The organism is Pedobacter jeongneungensis (genome assembly GCF_000633455.1).
GTDB lineage: Bacteria > Bacteroidota > Bacteroidia > Sphingobacteriales > Sphingobacteriaceae > Pedobacter > Pedobacter jeongneungensis_A.
This window is the reverse complement of record NZ_AYMG01000001.1, coordinates 307,818-325,929: the sequence shown is the minus strand read 5'-3', so window position 1 is coordinate 325,929 and position 18,112 is coordinate 307,818. Positions and strand designations below refer to the sequence as shown.

Genomic DNA, 18,112 nt, shown 5'->3' with positions numbered 1-18,112 from the left:
TTATCAATAAAAATCACTAACTTTATAAGTTTTGACTTTTATTTTTTTAATTATAAATTTCCGAAAAATCGGGAAGCTTCGCCTCATAACTATGAAAGTTATAAATCTTGACTTTCATTTAAATCCAGGTACTTCGTATCAATCTGTTTAGTAGCTTTCGCACCAAGTTTCTTAATCTTTTCTGAGGTGTTAGTTAAATTTCCGGCACCGACTGATAATTTGTTAATGGCTTTATCGTACGCATCCTGGCCATTTTTAATGTATTTGCCAATATTTTCCATGTCGGCCACAAAACCCACAAACTTATCGTACATACTGCCGCTTAAACGGGCAATTTCCATTACATTACGGTTTTGGCGTTCCTGTTTCCACATGCTGGCAATGGTGCGCAAAGTTGCCAGCAAAGTTGACGGACTTACAATCACCACCCTCCTGTCCCAGGCAAAATTGAAGAGTTCGGCATCTTTTTGAACTGCTATGCTAAAAGAGGATTCGATGGGAATAAACAATAAAACAAAATCCGGAGAATTGATTTTATATAAATCCTGATAATTTTTTGATGATAGCTCCTGGATGTGATTCTTAATGGAGGCTAAATGCTGTTTTACATAGCCTTCACGCTCTTCATCTGTATCTGCTGATACAGAACGTTCATAAGCAACCAAACTTACCTTAGCATCAACAACGAGGTGTTTGTCATCAGGAAGGTCGATCACCACATCGGGCTGGTAGCGACTACCTTCTGCGGAAGTATGCGAGGCTTGAATGCGGTATTCCTGATCCCTAACTAAACCAGAGCGTTCCAAAACCTTATCTAGAATGATCTCTCCCCAGTTTCCCTGTTTTTTACTGTCACCTTTTAAAGCTTTGGTTAAATTATTGGCATCTTCCTGGATGAGTTTGCTTTGAATTTGTAATTCTGAAATCACACCCTTCAAAATATTCCTTTCGTCTGATTCTGCTTTATAAACCTTTTCTACCTTATCTTCAAATGCTTTGATATTTTCTTTTAATGGATTTAATATAATATCCAGATTGGTACGGTTTTGCTCAATAAATTTGGTCGATTTCTCCTCCAGTATTTTATTGGCAATTAATTCGAAATCTTTATTTAGCTTTTGTTGCGACTGCTCGTAACTTAATTTTTGTTCGGCCAGTTTTTCTTTTTCGGCCAGGTAGAACGATCTTGTACTTTCCAGCTCACGGTTTGCATCTGCAAGCCGATCGCGTTCGGCCTGTAATTCATCAATCAAACGTTGCTGCTCTTGTTTAAGGAGGATGGTAATATGTTCTTTTTCTACCGATAAGTTAGATACACGTTCATCGGCTTTGGCTAAACTGATTTTTAAAACTTCATTTTCGCTTTTCATCCGCTCAAAGTCTTCTACTGAGACAATCGATAACGCAGCCTGCGGTTTCTTTAGCAATAAAATGACCAGAACAATTAAAATAACAATTAGTAAAGCAATGCCGACGATCTCCATAATGATAAAAATTTTAGCAAAAATGAAGATTTAAAATAGATATACCAAAAAAAATTAGTCAAAATGAAGCAGAAAAAACCGTAAAAATTTTCTATAATTGGGCATTACTATTTTATAAATGAACGCATTAACAGTCCTTATTTCCTGCCCTGATCAGGTGGGTTTGGTTACAAATATTACCCGTGTACTGGCTGCGCATCAACTCAATATTATCGCCATGCGCGAGTTTGTAGATGAAGCCAATAAAGCCTTTTTTACAAGGATTGCCTGTACCGGAAATCTGGAGGATGCAGAAAAATTGAAGGAAAAACTCTTGGAAAACCTTCCTAATGCTGCCGACGTAAATTTAATTACGGAACAGGAGAAGCAGATTGCCGTTTTGGTAACTAAAGAATACCACTGTTTAGCAGAAATATTGATCAAAAACCAATTTAAAACTTTAGGTGCCAATGTTAAATGCGTCATCGGCAATTATGAAAGCCTGAGGGATTTTACCGAAAAATTGGGTATTCCTTATTTTTATGTAGATCATGCAAACAAAGATAAAAGCGTATTTGAGGCTGAAATAAAGGAAATTATTAATCAATTTAAGGTAGATTACCTGGTATTGGCAAAATTTATGCGGATTTTATCTGCTGATTTTGTAAAAGATTATGCAGGTAGAATAATTAATATCCACCATTCTTTTTTACCGGCATTTATAGGTGCCAACCCCTATAGACAGGCTTTTGAGCGTGGTGTAAAAATTATTGGTGCTACGGCCCATTTTGTTACCGATAACCTGGATGAAGGCCCGATTATTACCCAGCATACCAATCATGTTGACCACAACTTTGGCGTGAAAGAAATGGTAAGGGCCGGGAAGGAAATTGAGAAAAAAGTATTATTAGAAGCATTGGAACTTATTTTCGAAGACCGTGTTTTTGTGAGTGGGAATAAAACGGTGGTGTTTAAATAAAAGGGGTAAGCGTTGGGCGGATTGCGAAGCCGCAAAGAGTCGTCATTGTGAGAAGACTTTTTCAGCCGACGAAGCAATCTTACAACGATTGCTACCAGTGTACGCATTAAGATTGCTTCTTGCCTAGCAATGACGATCATTCTATTTGAGTTTATCAAAGGTATCGGAGTATAAGGATGCCATACAATTTTAAAGACAAAAAAAATAATTTGCGCCTCACTTCGCGTCCTTTGCGGTTAAAAAATTACAAACTTTTCAATAACAGCTCTGCTACATCTTCTCCTGTTTGCGAGCCTATGGCAATGCCCATACCGTTACACCTCGTTGCACAAAACACATTTGGACGGATTTCTTCAATTAAAGGTTCGAGTATTTTTCCAAAGGCCATAATGCCGCTCCAACGGTAATCTATTTCGAAAGTGGTTTTGGGTAAGATTACGTTTTTTAGTAAATTTTCTAACGCAAGTTGTACGGGTTCAGTTTGCCCAAATGCAGTAGTTTCTTCGGCCTTAAAATCAATGTTGCGGCCACCGCCCAATAAAATCCGCCCGTTTATATTTCTGAAATAATAATAACCCTTATCGTAATGGAATGTGCCTGCTACTGTTAAATTTTTAATGGGTTTGGTAATTAAAACCTGACCGCGACCGGGGTTAATATCAATATCAGGATAAAGATCTTTAATGAAGGCATTGGTTGTAACGATCAACCGTTGACCAAAAAAGTTTCCGTTTTTGGTGATCAGGCGGGAACCTTTTGAGTCTTCTTCAATCCGATCTACCCTACAATTGTTAAAAATGCTGATGCCGAGCTGCTGCGCGTATTGAATTAAAGCAGACATCATTTTGCCGCTATCAATCTGTGCTTCATAACGGTTTTCGATTAAAGTACTTACACCTTCAAAACCGAAAGAACTTATTTTTTTATTGTTCAGGCTAAAGGCATTCGTTCCAACAACACCGTTAACAAGACGGTTAAAATGTTCAATTTTGGATACACTTATATCGGCCAGTAAATTGTCATCATTTTTAAATAATTCGTAGCCACCAAAACATTGATAATCGATGACATTATCACTCAATAACTTGCGGAGTTTTAGTAAGCCCTTCCAACGTTTTTCTATAAGTGTTGTAAGCCGGTCAGTGCCAATCATTTCTTCTTGCCCAATCAGTTCAGAAATGCTTCCAAAACAAGCAAAGCCCGCATTTTTGGTGCTTGCACCTGTCGGTATAAATTCCTTTTCGAGTATAGTTATTTTTAATGATGGAGACGATTTTTTAAGATGGATAGCCGCGTTTAAACCTACAATACCACTACCGATAATAATGGCATCATAGTTACAAAAAAATGATTCTTTTTCCCAGTATGAAAGCTCGGTTGGCATAGCATAAATGTACTATTTTTTAACACTTAAATAATATGGGAACGCTTTTTGATATATGCTCAGTGAAAAACATACATAAGAAAATGGGAGTTTATTTAATATTAATCATCCCGGTATTATTGTTGAGCATGTTTGTACAATGGCGCTTTAGGAATAAATTTTCCAAGTATGCCGAAATGCAATTAAGCTCAGGTTTATCGGGCAAGGAGGTGGCAGAAAGAATGCTGCATGATAATGGGATATTCGACGTGAAAGTGATGAGTACCGAAGGGCAATTAACAGATCATTACAATCCAACAGATAAAACCGTTAATTTAAGTACTGATGTTTATTACAGCCGTAGCGTTGCGGCAGCTGCAGTGGCTGCACACGAATGTGGGCATGCTGTGCAACACGCAAAATCGTACAGCTGGCTCAATTTAAGGAGTACAATGGTTCCTGTAGTAAGTATATCATCGAATCTTTTACAATGGGTATTATTGCTTGGCGTAATGTTGCTGGCATTTTCTGTTACGCCGATTGTTTTAGCCATCGGCGTGGTGGGATTGGCACTTGTAACGGTATTTAGTATTATTACGCTGCCTGTAGAGTTTGATGCGAGTAACCGTGCGCTTACCTGGCTAAAAAACAATAATGGCGTAATGCAAATGGGAGAGGAAAACAACCAGGCCAAAGATGCGCTATGGTGGGCAGCAATGACTTATGTTGTAGCAGCTGTAGGAGCCCTGGCGAATTTACTTTATTATGCATCGATGCTTTTTGGAAGAATCAGGGATTAAAGAAAGATATCGAATTATGAAAAACACAGAGCGGCCGGGATGTATTTCCTGGCCGTTTTTGGTTTAAAAGTTTTTTTGAAAATAATAAATTAGTTTTTGGAAAGCAGTTGTTGTGAGAATAGGAAAGCTTCGGTCCCGCTCCCGCTTCTGCCGATGAAAAATCGGCATCTCGCTTTGATCGGGTTTAGGTGGCAAGGTAAGTTGTACTATTTGGGGTTGGAGGGTGCAGAAAAAGGATTTATACGCAATGCTGTTAAACCTTTGATATTAGCAGAGGCACTGCAGCTTAAACCTGATTGACGTGAAAAGCCCACAGCGATGGACTTGAAACAAAAGCAGGACTAACATTAAAAATGAAATGCTGAAATTGCTTTTCTAATATTCTTTATGTTAAAAAGTTTCGTTATCTCGACTGAAGTGCAACGAAATGGAGAGATCTTTGAATTAAACAATACAGATTTCTCCACTACGGTCGAAATGACGATTTGTGGCAGAATAGCATTATGAATTAATTCAATTTATAAGGGGCCACCAATTGAAATTCAGGAATATCAACATCAAATTCTGAGCCATCAATATCGCGTTTCATCAGATAAGTACCCTTCATGCTGCCCATATCGGTTTTTAGGTTACAGCCCGAAACGTACACATGGGTTTCGCCGGGTTGAATAATCGGCTGCAAACCCACAACACCCTCTCCTTCTACCTCTCTGCGGCTACTGTTAGAATCGAAAATTAACCACTGGCGGCGCATTAACTGTACAGCATAATCAGAAAGATTAGAAATTTCTACGCGATAAGCGAACATAAAATGTTCGTTGGCCGGATTTGAATATTCTGGCTGGTAAACTGTTTCAACTGAAACTTTAACCCCGTCTGTAATAGCTGTAACCATGATAATAACGAATGTATGAAAAAAGCTTTCAAAAATCAAGCCAGTACCTTAGTAGCATCGTAGTTGGCAAATTTTTCTGCCACTTCTTCTAAAATGCTGTAAATGTTATTGATATCGGGCTCTGCCACTAAGCGCATGCGGTATGGTTTAAAATCAGGCAAACCTTTAAAATAATTAGCATAATGGCGTCGCATTTCGAAAATTCCGGTTTTGGGACCTTTCCATTCCAGTGATTTATCTAAATGTGTACGGCAAACTTCAATGCGTTCTTCAATGGTTGGTCCGGCAAGGTGTTCGCCGGTTTTGAAAAAGTGTTTTACCTCGCGGAAAATCCAGGGGTAACCAATGGCTGCCCGACCGATCATAATGCCGTCTACTTCATATTCCATGCGCCAGTTAGCCGCTTTTTCGGGGCTATCTACATCACCATTTCCAAAAATTGGAATTTTGATGCGTGGATTGCGTTTAATTTCGCGGATAAGCGCCCAATCTGCATCGCCTTTATATAATTGTGCCCTTGTCCGGCCATGTATGGTAAGTGCCTGGATGCCTACATCCTGTAGTCGCTCGGCAACTTCGTAAACATTTTTAGTATTGTCGTCCCAGCCTAAGCGGGTTTTTACGGTAACGGGCAAATGCGAAGCTTTAACTACAGCTTCGGTCATTTTTACCATTTTATCAATATCCTGAAGTAAACTAGAGCCCGCACCTTTACAAACCACATTTTTTACAGGGCAGCCATAATTAATGTCTACTAAATCTGGTCCGGCGGCAGAAGCAATTTCAGAAGCTTCGCGCATGTGTTCGATATCGCCACCAAAAATCTGGATGCCTATGGGTCTTTCGTATTCGAAAATATCAAGTTTTTGTATGCTCTTTGCTGCATCACGGATCAGGCCCTCCGATGAAATAAACTCGGTGTACATCATATCAGCCCCGTTTTTTTTGCACACATAACGGAATGGTGGATCGCTTACGTCTTCCATCGGAGCCAGTAATAACGGGAACTCACCTAAATCTATATTTCCTATCTTAACAGACATTTTCTATCTTCAACGATTAATAAAACATACAAAGGTACAAATAATGAATTTTGTAACACCCATCCGTAAGGGCAGCCACCCACTTTTACAGATATTTTTACTTTGCGTTTACTGGGCAGTTGGTGCGGTAATATGCACATTATTAGGCTTTATAGTGGTTGCAATTGTTTATGGCACCTCTATATTTGGTGAATTTGGTGCCATTATGAGTGGCGACCCTAAATTTATCACAGCCTTAAAAATAATCCAGATTTCGAGTTCGATAGGGATGTTTATATTGCCTCCTATCGTTTTAGCTTATACCGAAGGGCAGAAACCAAATACTTTTTACGGGTTTAATAGGCCTTCTTTTCTTCCATTTATTTTAGTTTTTGCCATTATGATTGTTAGCATGCCAGTTATGGAATGGGTAGCCGTACTTAATCAAAAAATGGTATTACCCGAGTTTTTGAAAGGACTGGAAAACTGGATGAAAATGAAGGAACAGGAAGCCATGAAAATGACTATTCAACTGATTACGGTGAGGAGTAACTGGGATTTTGTGGTCAATTTGATCATGATCGCTGTATTGCCCGCTATTGGCGAAGAACTCTTTTTCAGGGCAGGGCTGCAAGGCTCGTTACAAAAAATGTTGGGCAATCATCACATTGCCATTTGGAGTGCGGCCATTATTTTTAGTGCGATCCATTTCCAGTTTTATGGATTTTTGCCTCGTATGTTATTGGGTGCAGGTTTTGGTTATTTGTATTATTACAGCGGAAGCATCTGGTATGCTATGCTGGCGCACTTTTTAAACAATGCTTATGCAGTTTGTGCTGCTTTTTATATGCAAAAACATCATATGCCACTGGATAAAGCTGATGAACCTATTGGTTTTCCATGGTATGGCTATTTAATTAGTGCAATAATTACCATAGCTTTGTTTAAATTTTTTAAAGATAGCGCAACACGTGAGCGAAAATTGGGTTAAAGTATATACCACCAGCGATGCCTTTGCGGCCGAGGTATTAAAACAGGGATTAACAGAGGCCGGCATACCAGCGGTGACGATGAATAAACAGCTATCGGCATATAATATTGGCGAAATAAATGTTTTGGTGAATAAGATCGATTTCGATAAGGCCATAGAATATATCGTTGAAAACGAAATTGAATAGTGATAATGACCTTAAACCTTACACCCTTTACCTCTTATCTTAAATGAAAACCAGGGCAATAACCGCTTTCTTTTTTACCATTGTAATGCTTGGCTCTATCTTTTTAGGGAGTTATACATTTTCCATATTTTATCTTGTTTTAAGCGTTTTATCTTTATTTGAGTTTTATAAACTGATTAAAAATTCCGGGATCAGGCCACACCGAAATATTGGTTTGGTTGCCGGATCTTTAATCTTTTTAATGGCTGCAGGCTTACATTACCTTAAATATGATATTAAGTATTTGTTGTTATGTATTCCTTTGATTTTTTCAGTTTTTATTACCGAACTGTATAAGAAAAATAAAATTCCTTTTGCCAACATCTCTTACACCTTTGTAGGCTTTGTTTACGTAACCATTCCATTTTGTTTTTTTCATGCTTTGGGGTTTTTAAAAAACTGGAATGAATATAACTTTCATTTTCCGCTGGCATTTTTGCTGATGCTTTGGGCAAATGATACTGGTGCTTATCTTTTTGGTGTAAAGTATGGTAAAAGCAAATTATTTGAACGTCACTCTCCAAAAAAAAGCTGGGAAGGCTTTTTCGGAGGAATGTTTACGAGTGTTTTAGTTGCTTTTGGTTTATCGTTCATATTTACTGAAAGTCCAGCTTGGGTTTGGGCCGGCATGGCAGTATTAATTGCAAGTTTCGGTACACTGGGCGATCTGGTAGAATCGATGCTTAAACGCAGCCTTGATACTAAAGATAGCGGTGGTTTATTGCCGGGGCACGGTGGTTTATTGGATCGTTTCGATGGATTATTATTAGCTGCACCAGTGGTTTATGCCTATTTGTATCTGATTTTATATTAGATTAACCACAAAAACTCGGAGGTACAAGAAATGTTCGCGATTTATTGTGAAGCACTAGCAGAGGTGACAACATAATATTCTCTTTCTACCTGCTCGCCCGTTTTGCTTTTCACCTGCTCTGTTTTTTTAAGGGTATTTTTAATTTTGAAGCCTCCACTTTCTAATAATCTTTGTACTTTTTCTACTTCATAAAGCGTAAAGCCATAAGGAGTAAAAGGAAGGTTTTGCATAAAGGTTTTATCGGCAAAGCATATAGCTAAAACACCATTTGGTTTTAAAACCCGCTTAATTTCTTTGAGGTATTCGCTAGGATTGGACCAGAAATAGATGGTATTGACTGTAAAAATTTTATTAAACTGATTATCTTCAAAAGGTAGGTTACTGCCATCTGTTAGTTTGAAATGAACAATACCTTTATCAACTAAATCCTGATTGATTTTTTCTGCTTCCGCAATAATCGTTTCTGAAATATCGGCTCCATAATACTTTAGATTTTCTGCTTTTGATAATAGTTGGGCAATGTGCCCACCGTTACCATGACCGATTTCTAAAACAATATCGTGGTTTTGAAGATTTAATGCATCAATGGCTGAGCTGGTCATTCCAAGATTACTGGCATGCATCATCTCTCCTGTTTTAATGCCATGTTCGCCTTCCGGGCAGCTTAATTGTTTTGCAATATTTTTTAAATCTTCTTCAGAATGTTGATGCTCCATGATCAAATTTAAAGATTTAAACCTGATGATTTTTATACCATTTTAGCTAAAATTTATAACATTATTTGATAACCTGTACCGGCTTTTTGTTTTCATCAATGGCTACAAAAGTAAAATCGCCGTGTACGGCCAGTTCTCTTCCTTCGGCATACATTTGCTCAATATAAATTTCTACGTTAACCTTTAAACTGGTATTTCCTACATGATTTACTTTGCCAATAAGCTCCACAATGGTGCCTGCTGGGATTGGTTTTTTAAAATCGATCCGATCACTGCTTACCGTTACCATAATCTGCCTGCTAAAACGCGTTGCCGTAATAAAGGCAACCTCGTCCATTAAATGCATGGCTGTACCACCAAAAAGGGTATCGTAATGATTGGTTGTATTTGGGAAAACGGCTTTAAAAATACTGGTTTTTGAATTTTCTATTCTTTCTTCTAAGGTCATGGGGGTAAATATATGATGAGTAAAAAGCTTTGACAACTTTCTGATCAGAAAGTTGTCAAAGCTGGGGGCATAAAAATAATAAACTAAAAGATGTCATCCTGAGCCTGTCGAAGGATAATCTATTTCAATTATTTCATAACGAGGGTCTTCGACAAGCTCAGACTGACAACGAGTGAATTTTAATATCATAGCATTAGTACATCTGAGGCAAAAATTAAATTAATTTGCCTGAAGATCTGCCGATGGTACTTCTTCAGTTTTGCGCATCTCTTTTGCTGCTTCAACCATTTCGATTAACGCTTTTTTGGTTTCGTCCCATCCCCGGGTTTTTAAGCCACAATCAGGGTTTACCCAAAGTTGATCTGAAGGAATAACGGATTTTGCTTTTTTCAATAATTGAATCATTTCTTCCCGCCTCGGAACCCTTGGAGAGTGGATGTCATACACACCCGGACCAATTTCGTTTGGATATTTAAAGTCGGCAAAGGCATCCAATAACTCCATTTGCGAACGTGAAGTTTCAATTGTGATCACATCCGCGTCCATATCGGCAATATTCTGGATGATATCGTTAAATTCCGAGTAGCACATGTGCGTATGGATCTGTGTATCATCTTTTACGCCGCTGGACGAAATTTTAAAAGCTTTAACAGCCCAGTTCAGGTAGTCTTGCCAGTCTGCTTTACGTAAAGGTAAGCCCTCTCTAATGGCTGGCTCATCAATCTGAATGATTTTTATCCCGGCATTCTCCAGGTCACAAACTTCATCACGGATGGCCAAAGCGATCTGTGTACAGGTTTCTGATCGTGGCTGATCGTTACGTACAAACGACCATTGTAAAATAGTAACCGGACCGGTTAACATACCTTTCATATATTTTGAGGTGAGCGATTGCGCGTAAGCTGTCCACTTCACCGTCATAGGTTCAGGTCGCGAAACATCACCAAAAATGATTGGCGGTTTTACACAGCGCGAGCCATAGCTTTGTACCCATCCATTTTTAGAGAAAGCGAAACCATCCAGTTGTTCACCAAAGTATTCAACCATATCGTTACGTTCAAATTCCCCATGTACGAGTACATCCAGATCGATCTCTTCCTGCCATTTTACCGCTTTCTCGGTTTCCTGGGCAATCAGATTATCGTATTCTTCAACAGTAAAAGTTCCGTTTTTAAGCTTGGCCCTCCAGCTTCTCACTTCTGCTGTTTGTGGGAAAGATCCGATGGTGGTGGTAGCATAAATGGGTAGATTAAGCTCCTGTTGTTTGATTTTTCTGCTCGAAAATGGACTCAAACGTTCGGCATCCTGCTCTTTTAAAGCCAAAACACGCTGTTTTACTGCCGGATTATGAATGATTTTAGAAACTTTACGGTTACCGATTGCAATTTTGTTTTCCTCCAGTTTTTGTAGGGTAGATGCAGGGTTTTCGTTTGTAATCAGTTTTTTTAAAGTAGCCAGCTCCGCAATTTTTTGCTTGGCATAGGCCAGCCACTGTTTAATTTCGGCTGATAAGTTTTTTTCGTTGGTTTCATTGTCTAAATCAACGGGTGAGTGGATTAACGAGCAGGATGGTGCAATCCATACTTTATCGAGACCAAGTTTTTCAATGGCTTGATTAAGGATAGAAACAGATTTTTCGAAATCATTTTTCCAGATATTCCGTCCGTCTACCAGACCTAACGAAAGGATGGTTTCTTCTTTTAACGAAGCTAAAACATCATTTAACTGATCTTCTGCACGTACCAGATCGATATGTAAAACATTTACAGGCAATGAAGTTGTTAAGGTAAGATTGTTACCTAAACCATCGAAATAAGTCGCTAAAATGATCTTTAACCCTGGGAAAGCTTTTCTAATTTCCTTATAAGTATATTCGTAAGCTTTTTTGTCTTTTTCGGTTAAATCCAAGGTCAAAAATGGCTCATCAAACTGTACATGTTCTACATCCAAAGCATCTAGACGAGATAAAATCTCGATATAAACCGGAAGAAGGTTTTTGATCAGGTCTATTTTTTCAAAACCAGCTTCTTTTTCCTTGCCCAATAAAAGATAGGAAACAGGGCCGATTAGAACGGGTTTGGTGGTAATCCCCAATTGTTTGGCCTCGTAAAACTCATCGATGATTTTAGTTGAGAAAAGTTTAAAAGGCTGGTCTTTGTAAAACTCTGGCACAATGTAGTGGTAATTGGTATCGAACCATTTGGTCATTTCCATCGCTACCACATCCAGTCCTTCTTTTTGGTAACCTCTTGCCATGGCAAAATAAAGATCAAGTTCTTCGTTTCCTTTTTTCAGGATCACCTCGTTATACCTTTTCGGGATTGCCCCGAAAGTTAAGGAATGATCGAGTACATGGTCGTAAAAAGAAAAATCGTTTGATGGAATCACATCAATGCCTGCTTCTTTTTGAAGTTTCCAGTTTTCGTGGCGAATGTTTTTGCCCACCTGAAGTACATTTTTGTACCCCGTTTTATCTGCCCAGTAATTTTCGCAGATTTTCTTTAATTCCCTTTGACTACCTATTCGCGGGTAGCCCAGATTTTGCGTTAGCATCTCTTTTAAAGATTAAGTAAATAAATCGTTTAAAAGCTCAAAACCGTATTTTTTAATAATTTCTGTTTAAAATAAAAAGGAAAGGTTATGGCACAGCCTGCCCGCTTATCAGCAAAAAGCTTAAAGCAAGCATATAAAATTTTAATTTTATTGTGTACAATCAGACCTGACCAATTACTTTATAACGCGAAAGTACTGTCAATTCAATATAGGCAGGTCTCCTGACTTATTCCCGATCTTATCGCCTTCCCATACCTAAACGGCACAGTGGCATGAATGATAAGACCGTTGTCTTTTTGGTAAAAGACAGAATTTACAGTTGCGCGACAGCTCGTGATTTGCACACGATTCCCTATTAATCCCGGGTGTAATTCCGGGAACCTGTATCGGTTGATGAAAAATAAAGTTAAGAACTTACATCAACGCAAATGTATGGATTAGGATTTAAAGATTAAGGTATTTTTGTAAGCATTGATTTCGCCGGCTTCCAATCAATGGTATTTAGTTTCTTTAACCACAGATGCACACGGATAAACACGGATTTTTTATCTGTGTGCATCCTTTTTATCTGTGGTTTATTATATTAAGCTCATAACATCTTAAATCACTTGTAACAAATTTACAGCAAGCTGTTTTTGGTGCTGATTCTCTATTATATTTGGTTACCTAACTAAACTCCTTATTATGATAAAAAACTACTTTAAAGGGCTTTGCATTGCTTTTTTAATGGTAAACAGCTATGCAGTGCTGGCGCAGGAGGTACCAACGCCAAAATCTCATTTCGGTTTTGATATCGGCGACGATTATCAATTGGCCAATTATACCCAAACAGAAGCGTACTTTAAAAAGCTTGCAGCAACTTCTAACCGTGTTAAACTGGTTGATATCGGGAAAACCGAAGAAGGAAGAAGTCAATATATGCTGATTGTTTCTTCACCTGAAAACCTAAAAAAACTGGACCGCTATAAAGAAATTTCACAACAACTGGCCCATGCTGAAATTACGCCTGAACAAGCCAAAGCATTGGCGCAGGAAGGTAAAGCAGTAGTTTGGATTGATGGAGGTTTACATGCAAATGAAGTTGTTGGCGCCCATCAACTGATTGAAACTGTATATGAGTTTGCTTCCAGAACTGATGCTGAAACCTTACGCATTTTAGATAATGTAATCATCTTGTTTACACATGCCAATCCTGATGGGCAAGAATTAGTGAGCAATTGGTACATGAGAGAAAAGGATCAGAAAAAAAGAACAACCTCCGGACTGCCAGTTTTGTACGAGAAATATGCCGGACATGATAATAACCGCGACTTCTTTATGTTAAACCTTAAAGAAACACAAAATATCGGCCGTCAGCTTTTTGTAGAGTGGATCCCGCAGATTATGTATAACCACCATCAGGCTGGTCCGGCGGGAACGGTTGTGGCTGGTCCGCCCTACCGCGACCCTTTTAATTATGTTTTCGACCCAACAATATTAACCAGCCTAGATGCTGTAGGTGCTGCCATGCACAACAGAATGAATGTAGAAAACAAGCCTGGTTATACGCAGCGTGGCGGCTCGGTTTATTCTACCTGGTACAATGGTGGATTAAGAACCACAACCTATTTTCATAATATGGTTGGGCTGTTGACGGAAATTATTGGAAATCCTACCCCTTCTGAAATTCCGTTGGTTCCTTCGCGTTTATTGCCGAGTGGCGATTCGCCAAATCCGATTACACCTAGAAAATGGTATTTTAAAAACTCGATCGAATATTCAGTTTCGTTAAACTATGCGGTTTTAGGTTATGCACAGCGCTACCGCGACGAATTATTGTACAACATTTATCAAATGGGCAGAAATTCGATCGAAAGAGGCAAAAAAGATACCTGGTCTTTCTCTCCAAAGAAAATTGAGGCCATTAATAATGCTGCAAAGGGCGAAAAAGGTGCCCCCATTGCTGGTGGAGATGCTGATTTTGGACCAAGGAGACAGATCAGCATGAAAGCTTTTGATACGGTGATGAAAGCTTCTGCAAACCGTGATCCACGGGGTTATATTTTATCTGCAGATCAGCCCGATTTTAACTCTGCCATTAAGTTTTTAAATGCATTGATCAGAACGGGAATTGTGGTACAAAAAGCAACCGCTTCATTTGCCGTTGCAGGGAAAAATTATCCTGCCGGAAGTTACGTGGTAAAAACTGATCAGGCTTTCCGTCCACATGTGTTGGATATGTTTGAGCCTCAGGATCATCCAAACGATTTTAAATACGAAGGAGGTGCGCCAATTCCGCCTTATGATGCCGCAGGTTGGACATTAGCCTATTTGATGGACGTGAAATTCGACCGTATTCTGGACGACTTTTCAGGTCCGTTTGAAAAAAATCCTTCTGGCGAACTCTTAAAACCAGAGAATAAACTGCAAAATGGATCAGGCTATGTTTTAAGTGCTGCACAAAACGATTCTTATACCGCAGTTAATGATCTCTTAAAGAACAAAATTGAGGTTTACCGCTCAACCGAAAATGGTGATTTTTATGTTTCTTCAGCAGGAAAATCGGTGTTGGAAAAAGCAAATATTAAAGTAAAAACCGCACCTGCCCCTAAAAATAAAATTAAGGTTTCAACAGCCAGAATTGCCCTTTGGGATACCTACGGAGGTTCTATGGCTTCAGGTTGGGTGCGGTTTTTAATGGAACAGTATCATTATAATGCTACGGTGATTTATCCGCAGGATATTGATGCCGGAAACTTAAAATCTAAATATGACATAATTGTTTTTGTGGGAGGCGCAATTCCATCGGTTCAGGGCGGAGGTGCTGGAAACAGATCTTTCGGGCCAAAGGCAGATGAAATCCCACAGGAATTTAGAAGCCGACTGGGCAGAATTACCGCTGATAAATCGATCCCTGAGTTGAAGAAATTTTTAGAAGCTGGTGGCAACATTGTAACCATTGGCAGCAGTACCAATCTGGCTTATCACTTAAACCTTCCGATACGTAATGCGATGGTAGAAATTGTAAACGGAGAAGAAAAAAGATTGCCTGCTGAAAAATATTACGTTCCTGGAAGTGTATTAAATGTTGGCGTAGACACCTCTTTGCCTACCAATTGGGGCATGGAAAAGGAGGCCGATGTATATTTTGACAATAGTCCTGTTTTTAAACTCACTGGCGATGCCATTGCTTCCGGAAAGATTAAACCTTTAATGTGGTTCGAAACAGCTACGCCACTGCGCAGCGGCTGGGCCTGGGGGCAAGCCTATCTTCAAGATGGTGTAACGGCTTTTGAAGCAAAGGTTGGCAAAGGAAAACTGCTAGCATTCGGTCCGGAAATTGCTTTCAGGGCGCAAACACATGGAACTTTTAAACTGATATTTAACCAATTGTATAAGTAATCCGATCTATAATTACTCAAATTTGTCACGTTGAGCTTGTCGAAACGCTTAAAAATTCATTATTTCTATCCTTCGACAGGCTCAGGATGACAATTCTATGTTAATATAAGAAGCCACTATCCCAAACGATAGTGGCTTTTTACTTTTGCCTTACTATAGCCAACTATAATCGACTTAATTTTGTGTTATGAAAGTAGAAATCTGGTCGGATGTAATGTGTCCGTTTTGCTATATCGGGAAAAGACATTTTGAACAGGCAATAGAAAAATTGCCTTTCAAAAATGAAATTGAAATAGATTGGAAGAGTTTTCAGCTCAATCCGGAGTATCACAATACCAATAATGAAACGGTGTACGATTACATTTCGAGAAGTAAAGGAATGCCGGTTGAGCAGGCTAAACAGATGACGAAACAGGTTGTTGATATGGCGGCAAATGCAGGTTTAAGCATCGATTTCGATACCAATATTCCAGCAAATACTTTTAACGCACATCGTTTAATCCATTTGGCCGCCAAACATAATCTTCAGGATTTAGCTGAAGAAAAATTATTCGAAGCTCATTTTGTAAATAGTAAAAATATTGGGGAAACCGATGTTTTAGTTGATGTTGCTGTAGCAATTGGTTTGGATAAAGATGAAGCTATTGCAGTTTTAAATGGAGACGAATTTGCGGAAGCTGTTCGTTATGATATTTATGAAAGCCAGAATTTAGGCATTAGAGGCGTACCCTATTTTGTAATGGATCGCAAATATGGTGTTTCGGGCGCTCAACCTGTTCAGGCTTTTACCGATGCGCTTACCCAAAGTTTTAGCGAGTGGAAAGAAACTCAGCCTAAAACCACACTTACCTCATTAAACAAAAATGATGATGCGGTTTGTGATGAGAATGGTTGTGAAATATAGGTTGGTTTCCCGCAGATTGCGCTGGTCTCCTCAGATTTTTTTTCTGAGAAATCAATAGAAAAATCGTCATCTCGACTGGAGCGCAGCGCAATGGAGAGATCTGTCTAGATAGATTTCTCGGCTTCGTTGCACTTCGCTCGAAATGACGTTATCTAGAGGTTATCTCCATTAGCGATCCATCACCGCTGATTCTTCAACGGAGTTAATAAATACTCCAAACCATTCACCCGAATTTCGAACATCGTAGCCATTAAATCGCCCAATTTACCTTTCGGGAAACCCTTATCCTTATACCAAAGCAAATAACTTTCAGGGATATTGCAGATCAGGTAACCTTTATACTTTCCGTAAGGCATTTGCATTTTCACTAAATCGAGTAACAAGGTTGGGTCTAACATTTATAATATAAAATCTAAATAATTTTCTTTGTTAATTATAGAAAAGGTGGCTTGAGGATAGTTTTTAGCAAAAAAACCAGGTATCTTTTTCTTTTGGTTTCCCCATTTAAAATCAGCAGCTAAAATTTCTCCGTTGTTAATTTCAATAAGGTCTATTTCCTGCTGATCATAAGTTCTCCAAAAGTAATATGTGGAATTTTGTTGTTCGTACTCCATTTTTTTGATCCGCTCACTAAAACAGTAATTTTCCCATAAAATACCCTGATCATTCCGTAAGGCTAATAACCTGAAATCATTAACGATTGCATTCCGGACCCCATTGTCGTAAAAATACCATTTAGATGATTTTGTAACCTCTTTCCGTAAATTATTACTGTAACCACCAACTTTATAAATGATAAAAACCTTCGAAAGTAAATCAAGATAACGGTCTACTGTATTTTTGCTAATGCCTAAAGTACGGGAAATTTCATCAATCGAAACTTCCGATCCTACCTGATAAGCAATAAGCTTTAATAATTCCAGAAGTTTAGCACTATTTTGGATGTTCTCGTACATCAAAATGTCTTTTAGCAGGTATGATTTAACCAGTTCAGTCAAATATTGCGCTTTTTCAGCCAATGAGCTCAAATGAAACAACTCCGGATAAGAACCGTAAATTAATCTTTCTTCCAGGTTTTGGGTGGTTTGCAAGGCATTTTCCTTTTTATCCAGTTCAACCTGTGCTATCGGGTAGAGATAATAGGTTAAACTTCTTCCGGTTAAAGGTTCACCGGTTTGATTCGACAGATCAAAAGTAGATGACCCACTTGCAATAATGGTGAGGTCTTTGAAAGAATCGATAAGCAGTTTCAATATTTTTCCGATTTCGGGTATAACCTGGGCTTCATCAATAATGAGCAGTTTGGCATCACCCAAAACTCTTTTATAATTTGCCGCTGTACGGGTTGATAGCAACAGCTGTACATCCTGATCTTCTCCATTTAAAGAAAGATGGTTGATATTGGCATCTTTAATAATGCTTTCTACTAACCAGGTTTTGCCTACCCTCCTTGTGCCGAAAATTAAGATGACCTTATTTTTCCCAATTTTATTGAAGATAATTGGCTTCAAAGATCTAACAATTTGACTTTCCATTTAAGTCAAATGTAGTAAAAAA

16 protein-coding genes and 1 riboswitch are annotated in these 18,112 nt (G+C 38.6%); of the genes, 7 read left to right on the top strand and 9 right to left on the bottom strand.

Annotated features, from left to right (window positions below; translation table 11 throughout):
• Positions 1–98: 98 nt before the first annotated feature.
• Entirely contained in the window at positions 99–1,484 is a 1,386-nt protein-coding gene (locus tag U859_RS0101435) for a DNA recombination protein RmuC (RefSeq protein ID WP_025141665.1), read from the bottom strand.
• Between the two features lie 118 nt (positions 1,485–1,602).
• On the opposite strand from U859_RS0101435, the gene purU reads away from it, so the two are divergent.
• Entirely contained in the window at positions 1,603–2,442 is an 840-nt protein-coding gene (purU, locus tag U859_RS0101430; RefSeq protein WP_025141664.1) for a formyltetrahydrofolate deformylase, read from the top strand.
• A 244-nt stretch (positions 2,443–2,686) separates the two neighbouring features.
• Here the strand turns inward: purU and U859_RS0101425 are convergent, their stop codons facing one another.
• A complete protein-coding gene (locus tag U859_RS0101425) occupies positions 2,687–3,826 on the bottom strand; it encodes an NAD(P)/FAD-dependent oxidoreductase (RefSeq protein ID WP_025141663.1) in 1,140 nt (379 codons plus the stop codon).
• Between the two features lie 83 nt (positions 3,827–3,909).
• On the opposite strand from U859_RS0101425, the gene U859_RS0101420 reads away from it, so the two are divergent.
• Positions 3,910–4,605 carry a zinc metallopeptidase gene (locus U859_RS0101420; RefSeq protein WP_025141662.1) on the top strand — a complete coding sequence of 232 codons (696 nt, stop codon included), beginning with the start codon at positions 3,910–3,912 and terminating at the stop codon, positions 4,603–4,605.
• Positions 4,606–5,113: 508 nt separating this feature from the next.
• Here the strand turns inward: U859_RS0101420 and apaG are convergent.
• Both apaG and dusB read right to left on the bottom strand, forming a co-directional pair.
• Positions 5,114–5,500: a Co2+/Mg2+ efflux protein ApaG gene (gene apaG, locus U859_RS0101410; protein ID WP_025141661.1), complete on the bottom strand. Its 387-nt coding sequence runs from the start codon at positions 5,498–5,500 to the stop codon at positions 5,114–5,116.
• A 35-nt stretch (positions 5,501–5,535) separates the two neighbouring features.
• Complete coding sequence (gene dusB / locus U859_RS0101405) at positions 5,536–6,543, bottom strand: tRNA dihydrouridine synthase DusB (protein WP_025141660.1); 1,008 nt, start codon at positions 6,541–6,543, stop codon at positions 5,536–5,538.
• 43 nt (positions 6,544–6,586) lie between these two features.
• Between dusB and U859_RS0101400 the strand changes: the two genes are divergently transcribed.
• The 3 genes from U859_RS0101400 to U859_RS0101390 are packed head-to-tail and all read left to right on the top strand — an operon-like array spanning position 6,587 to position 8,553.
• A complete protein-coding gene (locus U859_RS0101400; protein ID WP_025141659.1) occupies positions 6,587–7,513 on the top strand; it encodes a CPBP family intramembrane glutamic endopeptidase in 927 nt (308 codons plus the stop codon).
• On the top strand, positions 7,494–7,700 hold the full coding sequence (locus tag U859_RS0101395) for a putative signal transducing protein (protein ID WP_025141658.1): 207 nt from the start codon (positions 7,494–7,496) through the stop codon (positions 7,698–7,700). The genes U859_RS0101400 and U859_RS0101395 overlap by 20 nt, the downstream gene beginning before the upstream one ends.
• Positions 7,701–7,743: 43 nt before the next feature.
• Positions 7,744–8,553: a phosphatidate cytidylyltransferase gene (locus U859_RS0101390; protein ID WP_025141657.1), complete on the top strand. Its 810-nt coding sequence runs from the start codon at positions 7,744–7,746 to the stop codon at positions 8,551–8,553.
• Between the two features lie 41 nt (positions 8,554–8,594).
• On the opposite strand, the gene U859_RS0101385 is transcribed toward U859_RS0101390, so the two are convergent.
• From U859_RS0101385 to metE, 3 genes are all read right to left on the bottom strand, one after another.
• Positions 8,595–9,269 carry a class I SAM-dependent methyltransferase gene (locus tag U859_RS0101385; RefSeq protein WP_025141656.1) on the bottom strand — a complete coding sequence of 225 codons (675 nt, stop codon included), beginning with the start codon at positions 9,267–9,269 and terminating at the stop codon, positions 8,595–8,597.
• Positions 9,270–9,330: 61 nt separating this feature from the next.
• Positions 9,331–9,717, bottom strand: coding sequence for an acyl-CoA thioesterase (locus U859_RS0101380; protein ID WP_025141655.1), 387 nt, complete (start codon positions 9,715–9,717; stop codon positions 9,331–9,333).
• A 219-nt stretch (positions 9,718–9,936) separates the two neighbouring features.
• Positions 9,937–12,270 carry a 5-methyltetrahydropteroyltriglutamate--homocysteine S-methyltransferase gene (gene metE, locus U859_RS0101375; protein ID WP_025141654.1) on the bottom strand — a complete coding sequence of 778 codons (2,334 nt, stop codon included), beginning with the start codon at positions 12,268–12,270 and terminating at the stop codon, positions 9,937–9,939.
• A 193-nt stretch (positions 12,271–12,463) separates the two neighbouring features.
• Positions 12,464–12,670: riboswitch (cobalamin riboswitch) on the bottom strand.
• Between the two features lie 284 nt (positions 12,671–12,954).
• Between metE and U859_RS0101370 the strand changes: the two genes are divergently transcribed.
• Together U859_RS0101370 and U859_RS0101365 are read left to right on the top strand one after the other, a co-directional pair.
• A complete protein-coding gene (locus U859_RS0101370; protein WP_025141653.1) occupies positions 12,955–15,651 on the top strand; it encodes a M14 metallopeptidase family protein in 2,697 nt (898 codons plus the stop codon).
• Positions 15,652–15,838: 187 nt separating this feature from the next.
• Positions 15,839–16,555, top strand: a complete 717-nt coding sequence (locus tag U859_RS0101365) for a DsbA family protein (protein ID WP_025141652.1) — start codon at positions 15,839–15,841, stop codon at positions 16,553–16,555.
• 179 nt (positions 16,556–16,734) lie between these two features.
• Here U859_RS0101365 and U859_RS0101360 read toward each other — a convergent pair whose 3' ends face one another.
• Positions 16,735–16,953, bottom strand: a complete 219-nt coding sequence (locus U859_RS0101360) for a DUF3820 family protein (protein WP_025141651.1) — start codon at positions 16,951–16,953, stop codon at positions 16,735–16,737.
• Positions 16,954–18,066, bottom strand: coding sequence for an ATP-binding protein (locus U859_RS0101355; protein ID WP_240182998.1), 1,113 nt, complete (start codon positions 18,064–18,066; stop codon positions 16,954–16,956).
• Between the last annotated feature and the right edge of the window lie 46 nt (positions 18,067–18,112).

What these genes read in the sequence shown, in the direction of transcription:
- metE (WP_025141654.1), bottom strand. Translation starts at nt 12,270, where the DNA reads ATGCTAACGCAAAATCTGGGCTACCCGCGAATAGGTAGTCAAAGGGAA.
- U859_RS0101420 (WP_025141662.1), top strand. Translation starts at nt 3,910, where the DNA reads ATGGGAGTTTATTTAATATTAATCATCCCGGTATTATTGTTGAGCATG.
- U859_RS0101400 (WP_025141659.1), top strand. Translation starts at nt 6,587, where the DNA reads ATGAATTTTGTAACACCCATCCGTAAGGGCAGCCACCCACTTTTACAG.
- U859_RS0101380 (WP_025141655.1), bottom strand. Translation starts at nt 9,717, where the DNA reads ATGACCTTAGAAGAAAGAATAGAAAATTCAAAAACCAGTATTTTTAAA.
- U859_RS0101385 (WP_025141656.1), bottom strand. Translation starts at nt 9,269, where the DNA reads ATGGAGCATCAACATTCTGAAGAAGATTTAAAAAATATTGCAAAACAA.
- U859_RS0101435 (WP_025141665.1), bottom strand. Translation starts at nt 1,484, where the DNA reads ATGGAGATCGTCGGCATTGCTTTACTAATTGTTATTTTAATTGTTCTG.
- U859_RS0101365 (WP_025141652.1), top strand. Translation starts at nt 15,839, where the DNA reads ATGAAAGTAGAAATCTGGTCGGATGTAATGTGTCCGTTTTGCTATATC.
- U859_RS0101360 (WP_025141651.1), bottom strand. Translation starts at nt 16,953, where the DNA reads ATGTTAGACCCAACCTTGTTACTCGATTTAGTGAAAATGCAAATGCCT.
- apaG (WP_025141661.1), bottom strand. Translation starts at nt 5,500, where the DNA reads ATGGTTACAGCTATTACAGACGGGGTTAAAGTTTCAGTTGAAACAGTT.
- purU (WP_025141664.1), top strand. Translation starts at nt 1,603, where the DNA reads ATGAACGCATTAACAGTCCTTATTTCCTGCCCTGATCAGGTGGGTTTG.
- U859_RS0101370 (WP_025141653.1), top strand. Translation starts at nt 12,955, where the DNA reads ATGATAAAAAACTACTTTAAAGGGCTTTGCATTGCTTTTTTAATGGTA.
- dusB (WP_025141660.1), bottom strand. Translation starts at nt 6,543, where the DNA reads ATGTCTGTTAAGATAGGAAATATAGATTTAGGTGAGTTCCCGTTATTA.
- U859_RS0101425 (WP_025141663.1), bottom strand. Translation starts at nt 3,826, where the DNA reads ATGCCAACCGAGCTTTCATACTGGGAAAAAGAATCATTTTTTTGTAAC.
- U859_RS0101390 (WP_025141657.1), top strand. Translation starts at nt 7,744, where the DNA reads ATGAAAACCAGGGCAATAACCGCTTTCTTTTTTACCATTGTAATGCTT.